At 36.4% G+C, this 23538-nt stretch carries 18 protein-coding genes; all 18 read right to left on the reverse strand.

All coding sequences use genetic code 11. From position 1 onward, the window contains the following. Positions 1–145 precede the first annotated feature (145 nt). Positions 146–649, reverse strand: a complete 504-nt coding sequence (locus CLOCL_RS19130; RefSeq protein ID WP_014256856.1) for a DUF6106 family protein — start codon at positions 647–649, stop codon at positions 146–148. 22 nt (positions 650–671) lie between these two features. Next, the gene (locus CLOCL_RS19135; protein WP_014256857.1) at positions 672–1715 is read right to left on the reverse strand and encodes a PilZ domain-containing protein; all 1044 of its coding nucleotides are present in this window, start codon (positions 1713–1715) and stop codon (positions 672–674) included. Between the two features lie 297 nt (positions 1716–2012). Continuing rightward, positions 2013–4646 carry a cellulose 1,4-beta-cellobiosidase gene (gene celK / locus CLOCL_RS19140; protein WP_014256858.1) on the reverse strand — a complete coding sequence of 878 codons (2634 nt, stop codon included), beginning with the start codon at positions 4644–4646 and terminating at the stop codon, positions 2013–2015. Between the two features lie 669 nt (positions 4647–5315). Continuing rightward, positions 5316–6953 (reverse strand): chaperonin GroEL, encoded by a 1638-nt coding sequence (gene groL / locus CLOCL_RS19145; protein WP_014256859.1) that lies wholly within the window; start codon positions 6951–6953, stop codon positions 5316–5318. Between the two features lie 185 nt (positions 6954–7138). Beyond that, the gene (groES, locus tag CLOCL_RS19150; protein ID WP_014256860.1) at positions 7139–7423 is read right to left on the reverse strand and encodes a co-chaperone GroES; all 285 of its coding nucleotides are present in this window, start codon (positions 7421–7423) and stop codon (positions 7139–7141) included. A gap of 514 nt (positions 7424–7937) precedes the next feature. Then, positions 7938–10757 carry a dockerin type I repeat-containing protein gene (locus CLOCL_RS19155; protein WP_014256861.1) on the reverse strand — a complete coding sequence of 940 codons (2820 nt, stop codon included), beginning with the start codon at positions 10755–10757 and terminating at the stop codon, positions 7938–7940. Positions 10758–10931: 174 nt separating this feature from the next. Further along, positions 10932–12071 (reverse strand): RNA-binding domain-containing protein, encoded by a 1140-nt coding sequence (locus CLOCL_RS19160; RefSeq protein ID WP_014256862.1) that lies wholly within the window; start codon positions 12069–12071, stop codon positions 10932–10934. A gap of 21 nt (positions 12072–12092) precedes the next feature. Further along, positions 12093–12752, reverse strand: a complete 660-nt coding sequence (hisIE, locus tag CLOCL_RS19165; RefSeq protein WP_014256863.1) for a bifunctional phosphoribosyl-AMP cyclohydrolase/phosphoribosyl-ATP diphosphatase HisIE — start codon at positions 12750–12752, stop codon at positions 12093–12095. A 26-nt stretch (positions 12753–12778) separates the two neighbouring features. Further along, complete coding sequence (hisF, locus tag CLOCL_RS19170; RefSeq protein ID WP_014256864.1) at positions 12779–13540, reverse strand: imidazole glycerol phosphate synthase subunit HisF; 762 nt, start codon at positions 13538–13540, stop codon at positions 12779–12781. Positions 13541–13591: 51 nt separating this feature from the next. Continuing rightward, positions 13592–14305 (reverse strand): 1-(5-phosphoribosyl)-5-[(5-phosphoribosylamino)methylideneamino]imidazole-4-carboxamide isomerase, encoded by a 714-nt coding sequence (hisA, locus tag CLOCL_RS19175; RefSeq protein WP_014256865.1) that lies wholly within the window; start codon positions 14303–14305, stop codon positions 13592–13594. A gap of 117 nt (positions 14306–14422) precedes the next feature. Continuing rightward, complete coding sequence (gene hisH / locus CLOCL_RS19180; RefSeq protein ID WP_014256866.1) at positions 14423–15055, reverse strand: imidazole glycerol phosphate synthase subunit HisH; 633 nt, start codon at positions 15053–15055, stop codon at positions 14423–14425. 122 nt (positions 15056–15177) lie between these two features. Then, the gene (locus tag CLOCL_RS19185; protein WP_014256867.1) at positions 15178–16062 is read right to left on the reverse strand and encodes a phosphoribosylaminoimidazolesuccinocarboxamide synthase; all 885 of its coding nucleotides are present in this window, start codon (positions 16060–16062) and stop codon (positions 15178–15180) included. 141 nt (positions 16063–16203) lie between these two features. Further along, entirely contained in the window at positions 16204–16791 is a 588-nt protein-coding gene (gene hisB, locus CLOCL_RS19190; RefSeq protein WP_014256868.1) for an imidazoleglycerol-phosphate dehydratase HisB, read from the reverse strand. A 145-nt stretch (positions 16792–16936) separates the two neighbouring features. Beyond that, positions 16937–18010, reverse strand: coding sequence for a histidinol-phosphate transaminase (gene hisC / locus CLOCL_RS19195; protein ID WP_014256869.1), 1074 nt, complete (start codon positions 18008–18010; stop codon positions 16937–16939). Between the two features lie 129 nt (positions 18011–18139). Beyond that, positions 18140–19432, reverse strand: a complete 1293-nt coding sequence (gene hisD / locus CLOCL_RS19200; protein WP_014256870.1) for a histidinol dehydrogenase — start codon at positions 19430–19432, stop codon at positions 18140–18142. Between the two features lie 6 nt (positions 19433–19438). Beyond that, the gene (gene hisG, locus CLOCL_RS19205) at positions 19439–20080 is read right to left on the reverse strand and encodes an ATP phosphoribosyltransferase (protein WP_014256871.1); all 642 of its coding nucleotides are present in this window, start codon (positions 20078–20080) and stop codon (positions 19439–19441) included. Between the two features lie 3 nt (positions 20081–20083). Beyond that, on the reverse strand, positions 20084–21340 hold the full coding sequence (hisZ, locus tag CLOCL_RS19210) for an ATP phosphoribosyltransferase regulatory subunit (protein WP_014256872.1): 1257 nt from the start codon (positions 21338–21340) through the stop codon (positions 20084–20086). 241 nt (positions 21341–21581) lie between these two features. After that, complete coding sequence (locus CLOCL_RS19215; protein WP_014256873.1) at positions 21582–23276, reverse strand: cellulase family glycosylhydrolase; 1695 nt, start codon at positions 23274–23276, stop codon at positions 21582–21584. Positions 23277–23538 lie beyond the last annotated feature (262 nt).

Genomic DNA, 23538 nt, shown 5'->3' on the forward strand with positions numbered 1-23538 from the left:
AAAAGTCAAAACTGCTTTAACATTTCCACATTATTATACTATAAAAAATCAAATATCCATATGGAATAAAAAGGAGGCCGTTTCCGACCTCCAGTACCTTTTCCATAAATAGCAGTCAGTATAATAAAATAGGAGTTATTGCTTGTTATATGGTCAATTTGCTTCCTAACATTATTTTTAAATTTTTTAGCATTTTTTCATCGGGTTCAAAATAAAGTGTTACTTTTCTGCCACTACTGTTAATCACTGCATAGTATACATTTGGAGAATCCATGGATGACACAGCTTTAATTATCAATGGTGCTTTTGCAATTGACTCATTATATTGGCTGCTTGAAACTTTCGCCATTTGTTCAATATCTTTACACGTAGTAGAATAGAGAGGTTTTCTTTTTTTCTTATTTATAATCTTGTCAATGTCAAGATCCCCATTGGTAAGAGAATACTCATACTCAACATTCAAATTGCCTATAAAATGCTTAGCTGCATAAACTATTCCAACATATGCTATGACTACAATTCCATCCGGAAAAAAATATGCAGTTACCACCATAGATACTAAAAATGCAATCAAAACTATACCCAATGCTTTTAGGTACTCTTTTGGTCCCTTCTTCTTAGAAACTATTCTCTCTACAAAAATATCCATTACGTTCCTCCCAAAATTCTAATTACAAGTACTTTATTATTTTATCCTCAAATTCATTATAAATCAATGGCTTATATAACACATCGTGTTCATTTATAACATGACTAAACTCTTCATTTTCCTGATGATCTAATGGCAAAATCAATAAAACATCCAATTCCGGAAAATCATTTTTAATATTTTTAATTAATTCATCTATATGCTCATCCATTGAACTCAAATCAAAAATTATAAACTTAGGTTTTTCTTCCGATATAAAGCCAAAGTAAAATTTAAAGTTATTTACAACATCGAAATTTTCTGCTCCTAATTTTACTAAAGCTTCCCTAATATCATAGCTTTCATCTGTATCGGTGCTAAATATGGCAAATTTAGTATCAAAAGCCGATTGCGATTTTTTATAATCCCTAAGCGAATTAAAATAAGATCGTTCCAGTTTTGTTATTTCTATATTCAAATTTTTTATGTTTTCTTCCGATGTATTGATAAATTGAATACCGTAGCTATATCCTCCATATTGAGTATTTTGCTTTCTTAATATTTGGGCTCTGGTTCTAAAACTATTACCGGATGCAAAAGCAGTAGATATTTCTATAATATCATTAACAGAAAAATTGGCACTGCTAGTTACCATTGCACCGCCCTTGCTTAAATTCAATATGGTAGCTTCAAAATACTGTTTATTGTTCGTTTCTTTGCAAGAACCAATCTCTGATATTTGAGAAGACAGTTCCACATCAAAGCGTACATGTTTTCTAAGGTTATAATATTTTTTAGCATTATGGAATTTTATTGTAATAGTAGATGAACTCTTTAAACTGATATCGGAAATCTCTCCCTCTACAATATATTCATATCCATGTTTTTGAAATTTAAAGTTTGCTTTATTTCCAACGGATAGATGGGATAAATTACTTTGACCTGAAATAATATCAATACTATCAAAACTGCTGTATAAAACAGGATATACAGTCCACACTTTATCAGTATCAAACTTGGCTTTTATAAGATTTACATACTGAATAATTTCAAACAATTCATGACTGTCAACAGTTATAACACTCATAAACTATCTCCTTCGGAAATCCATGTATTAAGTAAAAATGAAATATTGACAGACAGTATCGGAAATATAAATATGTAAATTACGAAAGAATTATTTTTTTACTATAATTATAGACATTTTTTAGCTTATATTAATATTCTATAATTAATTTAAAACTATGTGAAGTACTAAATTTTTAAGGAGAAAGTCCCAAAAATCTAGAAGCGCCGAAAATATATCTCTAATTGAGTTTAAAAATAAAAAGCAGGAGTCTAAGCATATGCCTAAACTCCTGCTTAAAATATTACCAATCAGCTATTAAAACTCTTTAGATATTCCGAGTAAGTACTGTTTCATCTTAGCATAGTCGATTGAATTTACATCTCCATTTTTATCAACATCTGCTGCTTTAAGTGCATCTCCACTTAACTTGTTAATACCCAACAAATGAGCTTTTAATAATGCGTAGTCAATTGAGTTTATATCACCATCAAAGTTAATATCTCCAAGAACTATATCTTCACCACCCGGATTAGTTCCTCCTCCGTTGCTAGGAGTATTTCCTTTTTCATCAAGGTAAGCTGTAGCCCAAGCAAATGGTGCATTCCAGTTTATAGTAATTTCGTTTGTTGACCAGGAGTCTATATGATCCATGAAGCATTTTTGTGGTGGAGTATCTTTCTTCATTGCAGCATTTATAGTTGGATCCTGGAAGTTCGAGTTCGGTCCTCCGGAAACACATCCAGCTGGTGGTTTCGGGAACTTCTTGCTAAGCTGGTATGCCCAGAATCTGTGGTGAGGATTTTGAAGCGGACGTTCACCGTATCCAGTTACATAGCACTGATCCAGAGCATTTCTACCTAAAATGTAATCCATGCTTGATGTCATTCCATCCAGGTACTTGGTATCTCCTGTATATTCATACGCATAAGCGAATACTATCATAGTATTTAATATGAATGAGTTAGAACCCCAAGGATAGTTGCCGTTCCTGTCTGCTTTAATTGGCAATCCATATCCCTGTTCTTCAATATTTGCAAGCCATACATCAGCTGCTTTTGCTATATTCTGTCTAGCTTTTTGGATTTCGGATTCTCCCAAATCATTCGGTATAAGTGCAAGGGAAACTGTTCCCAATCCTTGAGTGCTACCCCATGTGAAGCATCCATAGAGACCATCGTCTTCACCGCTTGATAAAATTGACGGCATTTCGAGGTAGTGTCTCGATGACTTAATGTAATCCTTATATTCAGATTTACCTGTTGTGATAAAGAGCTCACAAGCAGCCCAGTAGAATTCATCTTCTACATACTCGTCATTGTATGGTCCTCCACCAGGTTGTTCATTAGGCGCATAAATCTTCGGATGTTTCTTTGCTGCTTCCCATGCAGCTTCAGCAGCTTGCAAGCACTTATTGGAATATGAAGGATCTATGTCTTTCCAGATACGTGCAGCCTGTGCAGCAGTTGCAGCCAAGTTCAATGTTGCAGCTGTACTTACAGGACGCAAATATCTCTGTTTAGGATCTTCATGTGGTAATAATCCCAATGCAGTCCATGATTCGTCATGTACTTTATGATGTACCATTCCAGCTAAATCCGGATCTTTGCTTGACGGTACCTGCATCTTTAATATGAAGTCCATTTCCCATTTTGCTTCATCAAGAATATCGTAGAGTCCATTGCCACTTTCAGGAATATTCATTGAACCGTCTTTATATGGAGCAAGGTGGAGAACATTATCCTTCTTTGCTCTTTCATACTGGTTCAACATAGTCCAGAGAGAAATACCACCGTTAACAACGTATTTTCCATGGTCACCGGCATCGTACCATCCGCCGCTTACATCAAGAGAATAGTTCTTTTGTCCTGTATTAGGCCATGTAGGAACGTTTGTGTCTCCCAAATTAGGATAAACGCCAATGTGACCTGCAGGTCTAGTAAGGTCTTGTCTTCCCGCATAAGGCATTTCTATTGCTATACCACTTCTGTTGTGATAGAAGTATTTAATTGCATCCATTTTCATATCAGAAAGTATGTCTTCTGATATATCAAATTTGTGGCTGTAATTCTTACTGCTGTTTGTATCAACCTTGAAGTAGTATCCCTTTCCAGGTGTTGTGAAATCTGAGAAATCAATTATATGTACATAATCCTGTGAATCTTTGTCTAAACCTTTTACTTTAGTGGTACCAGTCTTTACTGCTCTTCCACTGCTGTCATAAAGAGTCCAGCCCACCGGAGATGTGGAATTAGTAACAACAGTAGCTTTCTTAGCTCTGTTAGGATAATAACCAACCTGGTTAACCCTTACATCAGGCATTTCCAAAACCTCAATTACAGGTTTATCATGCAAAGGATCGTACAATGAAATATCATCAAAGTAAATTTCTGTACCTGCTGTATTCAGAGCACCACCAGCATGGAATGTGAATTCAACAGTTTCATCTGTTGCACTGTTCATTGTAAATTCCGCTTGAACTAATTTTGGAGATGTAGTCAAATCTATCTTTTGCCACTGATTATTCCAGTAATCGGTATACGGTTCACCTTGCATTCCTATTTTAGCGTATACTTTAGCACCATTCTTGTTAGACCATACTTTAAAACGCACAGTATATGTATGTCCTTGCACAAGGGTTATACCTCTATGGCGCATCTGACAGCTCCATTCATTTTGACCAGGATTTGTTATTTTCAGCACCAAAGCTCCGTTTTTAATATCAAAGTCACAAACTCCGCCGCTGTCTTCACAGGTATGCCATGGATAGCAAAGTCCTTCATCAAAAGTTCTTTCATAGAGCAAATCCTTTTGATAAGGCGGCAATTCTGGATGGTTGTCCTCACCGGCATACACCGCGGGCTGTATAGATGTCGTTAAAAGAGTAGTAACTGCGAATGCAGCTATTACTGATTTTAATTTGTTGGCATTCTTCACCCTATTGTAAATCATACTCTACCTCCATATTATTTATATTTTTTTATAAATTTTTATACATTTTTTACGTAACAGTTCGATATCAATTTGCTTTTTTAACCCCCCTTAACAAAGATTTCGAACTGACTCGTAAATAAACATAGCAAAATTGACAATAAAAAGCATAATACACCTATATTATGCAAACTATAATATTTAGCTAGGAATATTCCACCAAAAGAGCAAGTTAATTGCCAAAATTAGATATAAATACATTGAAATGTTGCTTGCTGAAATGAAATACAACAAATATAACTTGATATGTTCATAGAAAGAACAATAGAAATATTAGTTACTAATTAAAATATTAATTTTATAATAAGATCCTACTAATTTTAATTATATAAAAGAAACAAACTTTTATCAACTATTAAATTATACATCGTTTAAATCCGGAAATATTCAATTACATAATATTCTTTTATTAAACCAGTAATTTTCAGCAAATCTTATATATCGTAATTTTTTATATTGTAAATTCTTTTATACTATTTTCATATTATTAACTATTATACTTATTCGCAGCCCAAAAATTTTTTAGGGGGTTTAAATTTAATTTTAAATAAAAATTTTTTAAAAAAAGAAGACCAATTTATCTCATTGGTCTTCTTTTTATTTGGGCTATATTTTGTATAATTTAGGAGATTAGTACATTCCACCCATTCCGCCGCCCATTCCGCCGGCCATTCCAGCACCTGCGGCTTCTTTTTCAGGCTTATCGGCAACAATTGACTCTGTTGTAAGAACCATTGATGCAACTGATGCTGCATTCTGCAATGCAGATCTTGTAACCTTTGCAGGGTCAACTATACCAGCTTCTATCATATTTACATATTTTTCATTCAGAGCATCAAATCCTATACCAGGTTCACTTGATTTGAGCTTTTCAACTATAACTGAACCTTCAAGACCAGCATTTGCAGCTATTTGTCTAACAGGCTCTTCCAAAACTCTCAAAATAATCTGTACACCTGTCTTTTCATCTCCGGATACAGTGTCTAACAATTTTTCAACTTTTGGAATAGCATTTACTAAAGCTGTTCCTCCACCTGCTACAATACCTTCTTCAACAGCAGCTTTTGTAGCAGCTAAAGCATCTTCTATTCTCAATTTCTTTTCTTTCATTTCAGTTTCTGTTGCAGCACCAACTTGGATAACTGCTACACCACCGGAAAGTTTAGCAAGTCTTTCCTGTAATTTTTCTCTATCGAAATCTGAAGTTGTTTCTTCAATTTGTGCTTTTATAGAAGCAATTCTCTTCTTAATTTCTTCCTGACTGCCTGCACCGTCAACTATAATTGTATTTTCTTTCTGTACTTTAACCTGTCTTGCTCTACCTAACTGTTCAAGTTTAGTTTCTTTTAAGTCCAAACCAACTTCTTCGGAGATAACTTCTCCACCAGTTAATATTGCTATATCCTGAAGCATAGCCTTTCTTCTGTCACCAAATCCTGGCGCTTTAACAGCTACGCAAGTAAATGTTCCTCTCAATTTATTAACTACTAATGTACCGAGTGCTTCACCTTCAACGTCTTCAGCAATAATAACAAGTTTCTTGCCCTGCTGAACGATTTGTTCCAATATAGGAAGGATTTCCTGAATATTGCTGATTTTTTTATCTGTGATTAAAATATACGGATCATCCAAAACAGCTTCCATTTTTTCTGTATCAGTAACCATGTATGCAGATACATAACCTCTGTCAAACTGCATACCTTCAACTACTTCAAGACTTGTTCCCATAGTCTTGGATTCTTCAACAGTTATAACACCGTCATTTGTAACTTTTTCCATTGCATCAGCAATAAGGTTTCCTATAACTTCATCATTAGCTGAAATTGCTGCAACTCTTGCAATGTCTTCCTTACCTTTTACTTTCTGGCTAACTTCTTTAATTCCCTCAACTGCTGCATCAACAGCTTTAGCTATACCTTTTCTGAGTATCATCGGATTTGCACCAGCTGCAACATTCTTCAAGCCTTCTCTTATTATTGCCTGTGCAAGAAGTGTTGCTGTAGTTGTTCCGTCTCCTGCTACATCATTTGTCTTTGTAGCAACTTCTTTAACAAGCTGTGCACCCATATTTTCAAACGGATCATCAAGTTCAATTTCTTTTGCTATTGTAACTCCATCATTTGTGATCATCGGAGAACCGAATTTTTTATCTAAAACAACATTTCTTCCTTTAGGACCAAGGGTTACTTTAACTGTGTCTGCTAATTTATTAACACCAGCTTCAAGCGCTCTTCTAGCATCTTCACCAAATTTTATTTCTTTTGCCATAAATCATAAACCTCCTTAATATATTTTTAATAGTAGGATTAGACCATTTCTAAAAACAAAACAGATTGCATAGGGGGAATATTAAAACAAAACTTAAGCTACGGACCGCTATACAATATCTTCATAAAACCGGACATATCAAATTTGTAGAAATGGCGATAACAAAATTTTTAGATATTATAATCTTATTCAACTATTGCTAAGATATCACTCTGTTTAAGAATTGTGTATTCCTGACCATCAAATTTAACTTCAGTGCCGGCATATTTACTTATTATAACTTTATCTCCTACTTTAACTTCCATTTTTACTTCTTTTCCGTCCACTACAGTACCCGGACCTACTGCTATTACTTCAGCCATTTGTGGCTTTTCTTTTGCCGAACCGGGTAATACTATACCACTCTTCGTAGTTTCTTCGCTTTCTACCATTTTTACTACTACCCTATCTGCTAAAGGTTTTAATGTCATAAACAGAACCTCCTCTAATATTTATTTTATTTTAAAATGGTTATGTACCAATTTATTAGCACTCACTTAAAGTGAGTGCTAATCACAATAATAATAATATTATATTACCCGTTTTTATATCAAACATTCATTTTTTCGATATTTTATCATTTTGAGTCAATAGAAAGAAATTAGATTCTCATTAATTCTTAATTCATCAAATTACTTTAATTTTCACTTTTAATTGTGAATTTTAGATCCTATTATTGTTCGTCTTTTATATAAACGTTTCTCTTATAAATAAACGTTTCAGAAAAAACTTTTCACTTTTCATCTTCAAACTTCAACAAGTAAGCTGCTTGCAAAATAAAATACATGTTTTTCGAAAAGCAATCACCTTCATTTCACTTTACTTTTCGAAAAACATGTAAATCTGTTTGAATTCAGTTTCTCAATATAATATTCTTCTCATTTCTCAATCCGATCTCTTTGATATAAGTTATCTAGTTATAGTATTCTAAACAGTGCTTCAAAACTAATATATCGGATTTTTGTAGTAATAAATACGACTTTCTACTATATTATATATTATATTGTCTCCTCTTGAAAACAATACTTTATCGTAAGCTGCTGCGTATGAACCGGATTTTATAGTATTAATCAAACTGTGATTGTTAGCATCGAACAACAAAAGTTTTGAGCCATTTGAAGCTATAAAATAATTACCGTCGTTTGAAAATGCACCGGAATTCGGATATGCACCGGTATCAAACTCATCGAACTTCCTTTCAAGATTTGTGGCATCGAAGTCAAATATGGTATATCCATCTCCATTGCCGCTGCCACAACATAACACTAAATGCTTGCCATCGTTTGAAATATTCATATCTCTTGCGTTTCCACCGGCATTATTAATTTTCTGCTCAATTTTAAGTTCTTTTGTAACTTCATTAAAGGAATATCTGTAAAGACTGCTCGGACTTGTACCGGAGTCGGCAAAGAACAAATTATTATATATAGGATCGTATTCAATTAACCCTGATTTATATACGCTGACCTCAATAGAATTCAGCACTTTTTTCTCTTGTATATCAATTATACTAATATACCCCTTAGGCCAATCATCCGAAATAGCAAAAGCAATATTTTCTTCTCCATACACTATCCCGTTGTAAGAATATGGAGTATCAATGTAATAAACAGAATCCTCATTGATATCTATAACAGCAATCCTTTTATCCGATTTTAGAGATACAACTATTCTGTCATTCTCAAAATCGTAACTCAATTTGTTAGGTATAGCAGAAACTTGATATTGAGCAATAACTTCCTTGGTCATTACATTGATAATCTTTACTACATTCCTTGTATCTGCGGCAATAATCCAACCACTCGGCAAGGCAATCGGTTTTATCGGAAGATACCCTTCAAGATATCCTTCTTCAATGCTTTCAATTATATCAACAGTATCACTTATATTCTGAACAGTTATATTCACAAAAGCCGGTTCGCTTTCACCTGCTTCATTAGATACTGTCAACGATATACAGTACTGCCCTGCCATATCAGGTGCGAAGTTAGCTTTTACCATATTTTCATTTTCTATCACAACTTGACTATTTCCTGGCTTTGAAACTATTGCCCATTCGTATTCAATATAAGTTCCGCTTCCCTTATCGCTTGCACTTCCATCTAAGTTTACTTCAATACCTTTTAAAGCAATTCTATCGCCTGTTGTACGGGCAGTAGGACTTTGCAGTACTTGCGGCGGTTCAACTTCTGCTTGAATAATACCGCTTTGGTTTATATACAGTATATCTGTTCCCGCATCATATACAATTTTGCCTCCTCTTGAAAAAGAAACATTGCACTTACTGCCGGAAGCCTTGCTTACAACGCCTATCGCTTTGTGATTCTCTACATTAAATATTTTTACCTCAAAACCATTTGAAGCAACCAAATATTTACTATCAAGTGAAAAATCCGCTGATCTTGGATATGCTCCTATATCCCATTCACCAAATTTTTTGTTAATATCCGAACTGTCAATATCAAATATGGTATATCCCTTTCCATTTCCTCCGCCACATGAGAAAGCAACATGCTTTCCGTCAACGGATATTGCCAAATCCTGTCCGTTAGAACCAACATCATTACTAATCTGCTGTGTTTCCAAGCTGAAAGTATTTTCATCAAAGGAGTATCTGCCCAAAGTGCTAGGACTGTATCCTAGTTCACCGGCAATCAAATTGTTTTCTTCCTTATCGTAAACCATTATGCCATATTTCTCTTTCACACTTATACTGTTTTTTATTTTTCCTTTTATGATATCAACAACATAAATTACTCTACCAGTCCCATTTACTCCCAGAACAAAAACAATTCCTTTTTCTCCCAAAGTTATATCAACAATATTATTGCCTATATCTATGTATGTAATTTTTTCAGTTTTCATATTTATTTTTGCAATGGAATTATTATCCTTAAGGCTAACCAATAAAATTTCCCTTTCAAAGTCAAATTCCATCCTGTCAGGTGTACCATCGACAACAAACTCTTTTCCGTGGGTACCTGTAAATACATTCAGGAATATAACTTTATTTGATGCTTTACTCTTTACAATTATCCATCCATCGGAAAGAGGTATATAGTCACTGAAATCGTAACCTGTTAAATAATTTTTGGTAAAGGCATTTTCGTCAATATCATCGGTTGTTGCACCAAATTCCTTAATTTTTACATTCAATGTCTTTTCGTCACTTGTAACCCTTCTATTGCTAACAGTTACCCCCAATACATAATCTCCTGCCGTGTCCGCAGTAAAATTCGGATTCTTAATGGAGGGGTTATCTATTAAAGCATTGCTCTCTGAAGGTTGTGAAATTACTCTCCAGTTATAGGATAGTGATTCTTCCCGTGGTACAGAGCCAATAGAATTGCCCAGAGACACATTGAATGATTTATAGGATACTATATTGTTATCCTTTAACTCTAAAGGAATTGGAGTCGATTGTGCTATTAGTGATGTCGCCGGTGAGTTATTTACAGGAAAATCTTTAATTTTACCAGTCAAATATTGCTTAAACAATTCGTAATCTATGGAATCTACCACACCATTTACATCCAAATCAGCTGCCTTAACTCCATTTTCACTGGGGAACTTATCAATATTTCCCAAAACATATTTCTGCAAAATTATTAAGTCTAATGAATCAACACTGCCATCTCCATTTACGTCCCCATAAACAAAATTACTTCCTGTGTCTGCAAAAACATTGGCACGACTTCCTGGAATAAACTGAACAGCAATTAATGCAGCAAGTAAAAACAACGACAACTTCTTAAAATTGAACATTTTGTCTTCCCCCTAATATAAATTATTATATTATAGTAAATAGATGGCAAAATTATATCAAACAATATCCTAACTATCAACAATATTAATTTCTTAGTAATGCTTCGAAATAAAGAATTACAGCGTTTTTAACCTCAAATAAATTAAAAAAAGCAAAATACAAATAAACCCAAATTAGCCTTTGGGTACGAGTGGTAATATGACTATAAACAGGTTTTGGGATCCAATATTAACAAACTTTACTTTTCCCATGTCTTTAAAAGCTGTTTTAATCCTGGCCATTCCCATACCCGATTTCATAAAACGTTTTTTGGGATCAAAAGTTAGAAGCCTTTGATAAAGCCAAGGATTTCTTCTGATAGGATTCTTTTCTTTTATGAATTTATAAACAGTGTTTTCTGCAATTAGGGCACCGGGATTACTTATCTCAATATTTTTATCGGTAATCGATATGGTAATTCCTCTGGAAAAGTCCAGGTAATCACGGTGTACAAGAGCATTGGCAATTACCTCTTCCAACGCTTCGAAGGGATATTTCTCAGTGCCTATCACTCCCCTTAAATAATCGGAAACCTCGTCTAGCATTGTAAGTATGCCTCCATAAAACATTTTTACTTCTGTCCTATATATTACCTTTATATGCACTTGAGGCAAATAAATATAGGGATTTTTTCCAAATAATAAAAGGCCACCAATTGTAGGATGGTACCCTTCTCCTTCAACCGCTTGCCCAACTATACCCAATGCTTCAAGGATAATCTCACTGGGATTGTCACTGAATACATTCAATGTTTGAAAAAAATTGCGCAAAAGGTTGTTATCAATCTCACTCATTGGAACATTCTTTAAAACAACCGTCTCATAGTTAAGAAGTCCTTGCTCCTGAAAAATATTTGCAAGCTCATTTCTCCTGGCAATGTCAGTGGTGGAACCTCTCCTTATATAAAAAGCACCGTTTTGAATCATCTGGTGAGGTTTGTGATGACTTTTATAAACCGTCAGAACTGCCAATGTTTTACCCTCATAGTCTATAAAGTCCAGAGATATGGGGATTGGCGGATCACAGCGATTATATATGATTTGCTGAACCTGTTCCTCCTTATAATCGGGAGGAGTTATTCCGATTATTTTCTTTGTCTTGTCTTCCACCCCGAAAATTATATAACCCCTTCCGCCTATTGAGTTTGCCATTGCTATAACATCTTTCGTCAGTTCCTTCTTTTCGCTTTCTGTGGAAAGATTCAGTGTCGCTTTAAAATCAAGCTTTGGACCTTCTTCCCTCTTAAGCAGGCGTTCCAGTTTGTATTTATCCAAGACTACACCTCCAAAGGATGACTACCTTCTCTTTCTGAGTTCATCAAATATATCGTCAAAAGTAATTCCTCTTTCAACCATCAAAACCGTCAAATGATATATAAGATCGGAAATTTCATATATAGCTTCACCGTTATCGGGATTTTTTGAAGCAATAATAACTTCAGCAGTTTCTTCCCCAACTTTTTTCAGTATCTTATCAATACCTTTGTCAAACAAATAGTTGGTATATGAGCCTTCTTTCGGATTTATCTTCCTGTCAACTATAACATCATACAATTCCTTGAGTATTTTTGACTTATCTCCGTACACACTCTTTTCATCAAACACTTTTTCGGAAGTTTCCTTTATGCCGTCCTTACCAAGTTCTCTATAAAAACAGGAGTAGTGTCCTGTATGACAAGCTGCTTCAATTTGTTCTACTTTAATCAATAAGGCATCACCGTCACAGTCTAAATTGATGGACTTAATTATCTGAAAATGTCCTGAGGTCTCCCCCTTCAGCCAGAGCTTGTTTCTGCTTCTGCTGAAATAATGTACTTTACCGGTCTCTATCGATTTTAAAAATGCCTCTTCATTCATATAAGCCATCATAAGCACTTCATTTGTCTTATAGTCCTGAGTTATTACAGGAACCAACCCATTATTGTCAAATTTAATCTGTTCCAACAATTCTCTCATTATTATCTATCCCCCAATTTTATTCGTTACATTCTTACTTCAATTCCTCTTTGTTTTAAATAACTTTTCAAATCCATTATTTCTATCTCTTTAAAGTGAAATAGCGAGGCAGCAAGTACAGCATCCGCTTTTCCATCAACCAATGCCTCATAGAAATGTTCCATAGTTCCCGCGCCGCCTGAAGCTATCACAGGTATTTTTACACTTTCGGATATTTCTCTTGTCAGTTCAATATCATATCCATCCTTTGTTCCGTCGCAATCCATACTTGTAAGTAAAATTTCTCCAGCTCCCATCTTTTCAGCTTCAATTGCCCATTCTATGGCATCTTTACCTGTATTAATCCTTCCGCCGTTTAAATAAACATCCCATCCGGATCCGTCACTGCGCCTTTTCGCATCGATCGCCACTACTACACATTGGCTACCAAAACGCATTGCCGCTTCCGATATCAATTCAGGTCTTCTTACAGCAGCAGAGTTTACAGAAACTTTATCCGCGCCAGCTTTAAGTATCTGCCTAAAATCTTCAACAGTTCTTATACCTCCACCGACAGTAAAGGGAATAAACACCTGCTCGGCAACTCGGCTTACAACATCAAGCATAATGCTCCTTGCATCGGAAGTTGCTGTAATATCCAAAAAAGTTAACTCGTCAGCGCCGGATTTGTCGTAATATGCGGCTATTTCCACCGGATCACCGGCATCCCTGATATTTACAAAATTAACTCCTTTAACGACTCTGCCAGCATGTACATCAAGACAGGGAATTATACGTTTTGTCAGCATTTCAAATCACTCCCTACTGTAACAACCAATTACATCTTCTAAATCAATCTATTACCGGCCCACTTCGATTGCCTGTTTCAAATCTACATTTCCGGTATACAAAGCCCTTCCCACTATTACGCCGGAAACTCCTGTTTCTTTCAGGTTCTTGATATCTTCAATTTTGCCTACTCCACCGGAAGCTATTATATCAATGTTCACCGCTTTAACCATATCTTCCATAGCTCTTAAATTAGGCCCATTCAACATTCCGTCTCTTGAAATATCAGTGTAAATAATGGTTTTTACACCTATGTCCTCCATCCTTTTGGCAAAATCTATTGCCTTGAACTCACTTGTTTTTTCCCATCCTTCAATGGCCACCATTCCGTCTTTTGCATCTATGCCTACAACCACTCTGCTTTCAAAAGTCTTTACGGCATGTTTAACAAGCTCAGGATTTTTAACGGCCGAAGTTCCGAGAATTACTCTTTCAATACCCTTGCCAAGCAATGTTTCAATTATTTCAATGGTACGAATACCTCCGCCCAACTGGACCGGAATTTTCACTTTTTCAGCTATTTCACCAATAACATCAATATTTTGTGACATTCCTGTCCTTGCACCATCCAAATCTACCACATGAAGATACTGGGCACCGGTTTTTTCCCATTTAAGTGCCATCTCCACAGGATTATCGGAATAAACGGTTTCCTTGTTAAATTCACCTTGCGTAAGTCTTACGCATTTTCCTCCTCTTATATCCACTGCAGGATAAATAATCATTGTCCAACCCTCCTGATTACATCAGTGCCTTTGACATTGTTAGTCTCTCTACTATTTAGAATTCACCATGTCATCTTTTCCTCAGACACTTTAATAATTAGATTTTATTATGAAGTATCAGTTACAATTTTTGTCCAATTTGGCTAGTTTAGCAAAATTTCTCAACATCTCAAGCCCCACCTCTCCACTCTTTTCAGGGTGGAACTGAGTTGCAAATACATTTCCCTTTTGAACTGCAACAGGAAAAGTAATTCCATAGCTGGTGCGGGCTATTACAATATCTTCATCGGGAGTGTCCAAATAATAAGAATGGACAAAATAGACATACGGCGCTTTAGACAAACCGCTAAACAACGGTGAATTACCCTTTATATCAAGCAGATTCCATCCCATATGAGGCACCTTTAAGTTCATATTTTGCGGAAGCAGGCGAATTGCTCCCTTTAAAACGCTCAGTCCCTGAACATTATCTCCGCCCTCTTCACTGCATTCAAATAAAAGCTGCATTCCAAGGCATATACCCAAAAAAGGCTTGCCGCTTTCAATTACAGATAGTATAACATCCCTCATGCCGAGTTTTTCAAGATTGTTCATAGCATCGGCAAATGCCCCTACTCCCGGCAATATCACCGCATCAGCACTCAATATGAAATCGTGGTCTGAGGAAACTTGAGCATCATATCCAATAAAATGTAAAGCTTTTTCAACACTTCTTAGATTTCCCACCTTATAATCTATAACTGCAATCAAGCACTTTCACTCCAAACTAAAAAACTTAAAATCCATAAAACAACCAACACTCCATTTAACAGGGAATACCAATAGGATGTAAATACAAAGTACCTTTCCCCATTAAAAGGAGTGCCTGTTAATTAACCCAACTTTTTGCCGGTTAAACGTTCATATGCCTCTATGTACTTAAGCTCTGTGTTCCTGATTACATCCTCCGGCAATTCAGGTGCCGGTGGCTTCTTGTCCCAATTTATAGATTCAAGATATTCTCTGACAAATTGCTTGTCAAAACTCTTTTGCGGACGTCCCGGTTCGTACTCCTTCATATCCCAGAACCTTGACGAATCGGGAGTGAACAGTTCATCAGCCACAACCAGCTTGTCATCTAAAAATCCGAATTCAAACTTGGTATCTGCAAGGATAATTCCCTTACTTTCGGCATACTTGCTTGCTTTGTTATACAAAGCAAGACTTACTTCTTTAAGCTGGTTGGCAAGATCTGTTCCAATTATTTTACAGAGTTCTTCAAAACTTACGTTTTGGTCATGCCCCTCGGATGCTTTTGTTGAAGGTGTGAAAATAGGTTCCGGAAGTTTGTCTCCCTGCCTTAAACCTTCAGGAAGCTTTATACCGCAAATACTGCCTGTCTCTTTATATTCTTTCAGTCCTGATCCTTCAAGATATCCCCTAACTATACACTCTGCCTGAACCATTTTTACCTTCTTAACCAGCATTGACCTTCCCTGAAGCTCTTCCTTAAACTGTGACAATCCTTCAGGATATTGACTTACATCGGTTGTAATCATATGGTTGTCAACAATGTCCTTTGTGTAGTTAAACCAGAACTCTGAAATACTGTTCAGTACTTTTCCCTTATTGGGTATGAGATTGGGGAAAACCACATCAAAAGCTGAAATTCTGTCGGTAACTACTATAAGAAGCTTATCTCCGAGGTCGTAAACATTTCTAACCTTACCTTTAACATGTAACGGTAATTTAATAAAATCAGTATCGTTTATCAGCATAATCCCTTACACTCCTACATATAAAATTTATAGAATAAATTTATTATATTTAACTTCAAAATTAGTGTTTACGTACGAATTTTAGGTATTTCATCTATTCAATCCAAATAGGTATTTTCAACAAGGAATCCATAAAAAGCCCTATAATAAGCCTTTTGTAGACATAACCCCTTCTATTCTGTCATCAATAAATACCGCCTGGTCCAATGCCCTTCCAAAAGCCTTGAAAATAGCTTCAATAATATGATGTGTGTTGTTACCGTAAAACAGCTTGATATGTAAATTCATGCCTGCGTTAAAAGCAACTGCCCTAAAAAATTCTTCAATCAGTTCCGTTTCCATGATTCCAAGCTTTTGGGCCGGAAGATTCACATCAAATACCAGAAACGGTCTTCCGCTCAAGTCCAGTGCCACAAGTGCTAAAGATTCATCCATTGGCACAAAACATGAACCGTAGCGCCTAATGGACTTTTTGTCTCCCAAAGCTTCTTTTATGGCCTGTCCCAACACTATTCCCACATCCTCAACGGTATGATGGGCATCAACATGCAAATCCCCTTTTGCACTGACCTCCAAATCGAATAGTCCGTGTCTTGTGAATAGGTCAAGCATATGGTCCAAAAAACCCACTCCGGTATTAATATTACTCTTGCCCGAACCGTCAAGGTTTACGGTAAGTTTTATATCGGTTTCGCCGGTTTTTCTGCTGATTTGAGCTTTTCTTTCCATTCTATAGTTGCCTCCACACACATCATTATAAATATTTTTTATTATAACAAAACAAGCCTTTTAATTCCACTACATGTTTCTTTAAAATTAAAAATTAGTTTTATTTTCAATATAAATATATTTGATTTCAACATAATCAAAAATATTAATTAGAAGCAAGAATATTTGCAAGTTCCTCAAGCAATATATCGTTTTGCTCCTTACTGCCCACAGTAATTCTTATATATTTGCTGAGTACAGGGTCACCATAGCCTCTTACAAGAATTCCCCTTCTCTCAAGTTCTTTTGCCACAGCTTGTGCATCAGGTAACTTTACAAGAATATAATTGGCGCCTGACGGGAAAATTGTTACTCCCTTAATCTTTTTGAGCTCCTCTGCCAAATACGTTCTTTGCTCAGTTAAATATTTTATTCTTCTGTCTATTTCTTCCCTTTCTTCAAAAACCAATTTGGCAACCAGCTGGGATAAAGAACTTATATTAAAGGGAGGTTTTACCTTGTTTATTTCATCTGCCATTGCCTTACCGCTTAATGAATATCCACACCGAATACCGGCAAGCCCATAAGCTTTTGAAAATGTACGCAGAATAATGAGGTTTTCAAATTTGGGCAAAAGTTCTACCGCCGATTCCTCTGAAAATTCTGCATAGGCTTCGTCAACAACTATAACGGTATTAGGGCACATGGAGCAAATTTTCTCAATATCCCTTAAGGAAAGTAAATTTCCTGTGGGATTGTTGGGAGAACAAAGAATAACCATCTTTGCCTTCTCGTTTTTAGCTTTACTTATAAACTCATCTATATCATACTCAAAGCCGTTTTCTTCCTTTAAAGCCACCTCTACAGTACTTCCGCCTCCGATTATGGTAGTTATCTTATACATTCCGAAGGAAGGCACAGGACAAACCACCTTATCACCTTTGCCCACAAAGGTATTTATCAACACCTGTATCAGCTCATCCGAACCTGTTCCCACTACAATACCTTCCATGTCAACTCCCCAGTAAGCTGACAAAGTCTTTCTAAGTTCAATGGAGTCGGTATCGGGATATAAATTCAGCTTTGGACCTTCCATTATTATATCAGCAAGCTTTTTTCTTACACTCATCGGTAAATCAAACGGACTTTCATTGGCATCAAGCTTTACTCTATAGGGCACTTGATTGGCAGTATACGGCACAAAATCTTTAAGTTCAGATCTTATCAAATCACGTATCAATGTTCTCTCCCCTTTCTAAAAATATTGTTACTTACGTTCTTCACTTTTTCGCTTATACCAAAATGTAACCGGAAAATTCATGATTCTTTAGAACTTATCATTTCACAGATTCACTGTCATAGATAAAAATTATTCAAACCTCACTCTAATAGCGTTGGCATGCGCTTTAAGCCCCTCTGCCTCAGCGAACTTTATCACATCATCTTTTACCTGCTGCAAAGCCTTTTTTGAGTAGGATATAATACTTGATTTTTTCATAAATTCCGAAACATTCAGCGGTGAGAAAAACCTTGCCGTTCCACTTGTAGGCAAAACATGGTTAGGTCCTGCATAATAGTCTCCCAATGGTTCCGAGGAGTAATTCCCCAAGAAAATCGCCCCGGCATTTTTTATATAACTAATGAGACTGAAAGGTTCACTCACACATAGTTCGAGATGCTCCGGTGCAATCCTGTTTACAACATCGACAGCACTATCTATGTCGTCAACCAGTATAATTGCGCCAAAGTCTTTCAAGGACTTCTCAGCTATTTCTTTCCTCGGCAGTTTATTAAGCTGTATTTCCAATTCTCGCTTTACCTCTTCAGTTATCTTTTCCGACGTAGTTACTAAAATAGCCGAAGCAAGTGCATCGTGCTCAGCCTGTGAAAGCATATCCGCGGCTGCATACTTTGGATTTGCCGTTTCATCGGCAACAACCATTATTTCGCTTGGTCCTGCAATCATATCTATATCACAATATCCATAGACCATCCTTTTTGCCAATGCAACATATATATTCCCAGGGCCTACGATCTTGTCTACTTTAGGAATGGACTCTGTTCCAAAAGCAAGTGCCGCAATTGCCTGTGCACCGCCAATTTTATATATCTCGTCTACACCAGCCTCATTAGCTGCCACCAGGATGGCAGGATTGATTCCGTCAGTTCCTCCCGGGGGAGTAACCATTACAATCCTCTTTACCCCTGCAACCTTAGCCGGAACAGCATTCATAAGAACCGATGAAGGATATGCTGCAGTTCCGCCTGGAGTATAGATACCAACTACTTCAATGGGATTATAAAGTTGCCCTAATATAACACCATCTTCACCCGTTGTAAACCATGACTTTTCCAACTGTTTTTCATGGAACTTTGCTATATTATTTCTGGCCTTTTTAATTACCTCTATAAGTTCCTTGCCTACTTTTCCATAAGCTTTTTCTATCTCATCAGGAGAAACTTTCAAATTATCTGAAGTAAGCTCAACCTTGTCAAACAGGGCAGTATACTCAAAAACAGCATTATCTCCATTCTTTTTAACGTTGTTGACAATATCTGAAACCCTGTCCTGTATATCTCCATATTCAATCTGGTTTCTGGATGCAAGCTTGTTGAAAATATCGCTGTCTTTGTTTGCTCTCAAATCTATAAACTGTATCATTCTGCGTCACCTCTTTTCCAGTTCTTTTCTTATACCGTCCACTATATTGTTTATTCGTTCGCTTTCCATCTTCATACTTACTCTATTTACCACCAGCCTTGCGCTTATGTCGGCAATGTGGTCCAGTACTACCAATCCGTTTTCTTTAAGTGTCCTTCCGCTTTCAACCAAGTCAACTATAACTTCCGACAATCCTACCAAAGGTGCAAGTTCTACAGAACCGTTCAGCTTGATTACCTCGATAGATTCTCTTCTTTTCAGTTCAAAATATTCCCTTGCAATTCGGGGATATTTTGTTGCCACTCTTATATTGTTTAGTTGATCCAGCTTACCTTGAAGTTCGGCAGGACCTGCCACCACCATTCTACACGCCGCAAATCCTAAGTTCAATACTTCATATAAGTGCCTTCCCTCTTCCAGAAGGGTATCCTTCCCCACAATTCCCAAATCCGCAGCCCCGTACTCAACATAAGTTGGCACATCGCTTGGCTTGGCAAGGAAGAACTTAACTTTATTTTTCTCATCAGTTAAAATAAGCTTCCTTGATGAACCTTTAAGTTCAGTACAATCTAACCCAATAGCTTCAAAAAGCTCTACTGAAAGCTCTGTAAGCCTTCCTTTTGACAATGCCACCGTTAAATATCTCATATCTTACCTCCTTAAAAGCTCATCCATAGTAACAGTTGAAATTTGATTTTCTTCAATATTATGTATTTCGATCTTCTGGTCATCAAGAATGTTTATTATGCCACCTATTCCTTTCATACGCGCATATTGTTTCAATTCATCTATTCCATTTCCCGTAACATCCATCTCAATGACAAGTCCCTGATTTCTTAAAGCCTGGCAAACCTCAAAGGCGGTCTTCCTGCCTTCTTCTTTATAGCATATAAGGCTGTCTATCGAAGGTTTTTCAGTTTCAATCTTTTGACGCTCAAGAGCCATCATTATCATGTTTATCCCCAAAGAAAATCCGGTAGCGGGACTATTCTTCCCAAACTTTTCCACTAAATTGTCATATCTTCCTCCGCTTAAAATCGGGAATCCCACACCGTAGGTAAAGCCTCTGAAAATTATTCCGGTATAGTAATTCAGGCTTTGCACCATTCCAAGATCAATTGATACATATTTGCTAAGCTTGTAATCATCCAGGATTTTAAGTACTTTCCTCAAATTTTCGAGGGCGTTTATTGACTTTTCATTAAGGGAATATTTTTCAACCCTATCAATAACATCCAAAGAGCCAAACAATCTTGGAAGACTCAGTACCAGTTCCTTTAAATCCTCTCTGATATTATGTGTCTTTACCAATTCCTCCACTGCAAGATAGTCCTTCCGGTCAATGAGAACCCTCATTTGCTCCGTCTCTTCAGCAGAAAGTCCCGTTTCTTCCATCAAACCTTTGAAGAAATCCACCTGACCTATATCTATCTGGAAATTTTCCAGTCCGCAAGCTTTCACCGCTTTTATTGCCGTTGCAATTATTTCCGCATCAGCCTCCGGCGAATTTACTCCTAAAAGTTCAACCCCTGCCTGGGTAAATTCCTTTTGCTTTCCTCCACCCAATTCTTTATAATTAAAGGCATTTCCTATATAGCAAAATCTTAGCGGATGGTTTACATCTTTAAATTTGGTTGCCGCAAGTCTTGCTATGGGAATTGTAATTTCCGGCCTCAAAACCAGTATTCGTCCCTGTTGGTCGAAAAACTTAAACATGGTCTCCTGAGCAGTAATTCCATCCTCCGCAAGAAACGCATCGTAAAACTCAACAATGGGAGTCTCAACTTCATAAAAACCGGAACTTCTAAACACCTTTCTAATCTTATCTTCAAGATTTCTTTTAACAAAGCACTCATTTACAAGAATATCCTGAACGCCTTCAGGAGTATATATTTTCCATTTAGTCAATTTACGCACCTCACTTTAATACTTTATCAAGTTAAAGTTATAAATTGATGAATTACGATAATTATAGTATATCGGAAACAATCTGTCAATGATAAAAGAGCCAAATTGAAAATTAAGACTGAATCAATTTTTAGTGAATATGTACAGTATAAATCAAGCAAGAAATACAATAAGTCCACCAAAAATCGGTGGACTTATTGTTAATGTTACATATATAAAACAACCTGCTGTCAAGCTCAAATTAGTCTTTTATTCCCAACAACGTCTTTTTCATAAGCGCATAATCTATTGAGTCAATTCTTCCGTCTTTGTTCATATCGGCAGCTTCTTTCCATAAAGGATAATCCGGAGTTCCCATGCCTAACAAATACATCTTTAGCAATGCATAATCCACGGAATTAAACTCATTATCTCCATTAACATCTCCAAGCAAATAATTTGAAGGTGTCGGAGTTATAACCGGTGTAGGAGTAATAACCGGTGTTGGTGTAGGAGTCTTAGACGTTGTCGGTGTCGGAACTTGAGGTGTCTTATAGTATTCACCTAATGAAATACCGTTTTTGCCAAGAGGAATTTGATGGTCAAGACCTATGAATTTACCGTCTTTAGTCTGCCATAAAGCTTTTTTCAAAAGTCCGTATTTTGCTTCATCCCATGTAGCCCAATCGTTTCCGAGCAATCCACCGGTATCACCGGAATTAGGATTTATGCACCAGAAAGTATGATGGATACGGTTTTCTACAATGTAATCTCTGAGCAATTCCATCCACTTCTGATTCTTTCCGCCGTCCATGTGTCCGCCCCACTCACCTATTAAAAGGGGTGCAATATTTTGATCATGTATATATGCCCAAGTATCATACCAGTAATCATCCAATAATGTCTGAGTTGTGAAATTCTTTTCAAACCATGGTTGAGCATAAACGGAAGGACCGTAGTCATGCGGCGAATATACTATTTGGCTGTTTAATGGACCTAAGTCTATAGGATAGTCTTTAACTCCTCTAAGGTTGCCGCCCCACCATGCACTATACCATGGAGACTCCTCTGGACTTGCGCCCCAGATATCTGGAGTGTCATATGTATATCCTTTTTCAGTTTTGGGATATTGCTCAACACCTTCAATAACTATCAAAAGTTTTGGATTCACTTCAAGTATTGCTTTAGCACATCTTTCTGCGGCATATTTCCAGTTGTTTTCGTCTTTGGAATCATCCCATTTAGCTATATCGGAAGGACATTTGTTTCCGGTATAGCCACGCTTTCCATGAGGTTCATTCTTCAAATCTATAGCCAAAATAGTATCATCATTTTTATACTTGTCTACAAGCCATACCAATGTATCTATCCACATTTGGGTGGTGACCACACCTGCTGTATCTGTGGCCTTGCCATACCATAATTCATAATTGTGCCCGGAATTATTGGCATCAGGGCTGTGTATATCAATCATTACTTTTATTCCAAGCTCTTTACAGTATCCGATTATGATATCAAATATCTCCATACTGTTTTTAGGTCCATCGGTTTCTGGATCATAAAAATCGGGATTCACAACATGATAAGGCGGATTATTGCTTGCTGTAACACTTGAAACTTTGTTTGGCTTTCCTATCATCCAACTGTACAGAAGCTCTGTGGAAATAGGTATTCTCAAGAAGTTTATACCTCTGTCCGCCACACTGGATAGAATAGTCTTAACATCATACCATGAGCCATGAAAAACATTTTCACTGCAGTTAAATCCGAACCAGTTTGCACCGGTAAGCCAAACTTCGTTTCCATACATATCGACAATCTTATTTCCTTCGCAATGCAGCCAGTCATCATTATTTGTGTCCACCGCCTGCACTTCTACTTTATTGGTTGTTGCCAAACAATAAGCAGCAAGCATCAGTGCTGCGGCAAACGCAATAATTCTTCTGCCTATTTTCATAAAATCTCTCCCCTCTAAAATTTTCTACATTATATTTAAACTTGCCAAAGTAAAATAAAAATATTAAGCAAGTAATAATCTAAAGGTATCTTTATTTCACAATGCTGTAAATTGGAGAAATAAATTTTATTTTAATATCCTCTTATATTAATTCGATGAATTAGTAGTTCTTAGGGGGCGTTGCCTGATAGAATGACAAATTTTTTTGAAGTATATTAATTTAAGAACATAAAAATCCTTCTATTATTATTTTAGTAGACAT

The sequence above is a fragment of the Acetivibrio clariflavus DSM 19732 genome (genome assembly GCF_000237085.1).
Lineage (GTDB): Bacteria > Bacillota > Clostridia > Acetivibrionales > Acetivibrionaceae > Acetivibrio > Acetivibrio clariflavus.

Bases quoted from the DNA above. Each gene is read 5' to 3' on its own strand.
- CLOCL_RS19130 (WP_014256856.1), bottom strand. From the start codon at position 649: ATGGATATTTTTGTAGAGAGAATAGTTTCTAAGAAGAAGGGACCAAAA.
- CLOCL_RS19135 (WP_014256857.1), bottom strand. From the start codon at position 1,715: ATGAGTGTTATAACTGTTGACAGTCATGAATTGTTTGAAATTATTCAG.
- celK (WP_014256858.1), bottom strand. From the start codon at position 4,646: ATGATTTACAATAGGGTGAAGAATGCCAACAAATTAAAATCAGTAATA.
- groL (WP_014256859.1), bottom strand. From the start codon at position 6,953: ATGGCAAAAGAAATAAAATTTGGTGAAGATGCTAGAAGAGCGCTTGAA.
- groES (WP_014256860.1), bottom strand. From the start codon at position 7,423: ATGACATTAAAACCTTTAGCAGATAGGGTAGTAGTAAAAATGGTAGAA.
- CLOCL_RS19155 (WP_014256861.1), bottom strand. From the start codon at position 10,757: ATGTTCAATTTTAAGAAGTTGTCGTTGTTTTTACTTGCTGCATTAATT.
- hisIE (WP_014256863.1), bottom strand. From the start codon at position 12,752: ATGAGAGAATTGTTGGAACAGATTAAATTTGACAATAATGGGTTGGTT.
- hisF (WP_014256864.1), bottom strand. From the start codon at position 13,540: ATGCTGACAAAACGTATAATTCCCTGTCTTGATGTACATGCTGGCAGA.
- hisA (WP_014256865.1), bottom strand. From the start codon at position 14,305: ATGATTATTTATCCTGCAGTGGATATAAGAGGAGGAAAATGCGTAAGA.
- CLOCL_RS19185 (WP_014256867.1), bottom strand. From the start codon at position 16,062: ATGCTGATAAACGATACTGATTTTATTAAATTACCGTTACATGTTAAA.
- hisB (WP_014256868.1), bottom strand. From the start codon at position 16,791: ATGGAAAGAAAAGCTCAAATCAGCAGAAAAACCGGCGAAACCGATATA.
- hisD (WP_014256870.1), bottom strand. From the start codon at position 19,432: ATGATACAGTTTATAGATTTGAGAGCAAACAAAGACAGCGATATTTTC.
- hisG (WP_014256871.1), bottom strand. From the start codon at position 20,080: ATGAGATATTTAACGGTGGCATTGTCAAAAGGAAGGCTTACAGAGCTT.
- CLOCL_RS19215 (WP_014256873.1), bottom strand. From the start codon at position 23,276: ATGAAAATAGGCAGAAGAATTATTGCGTTTGCCGCAGCACTGATGCTT.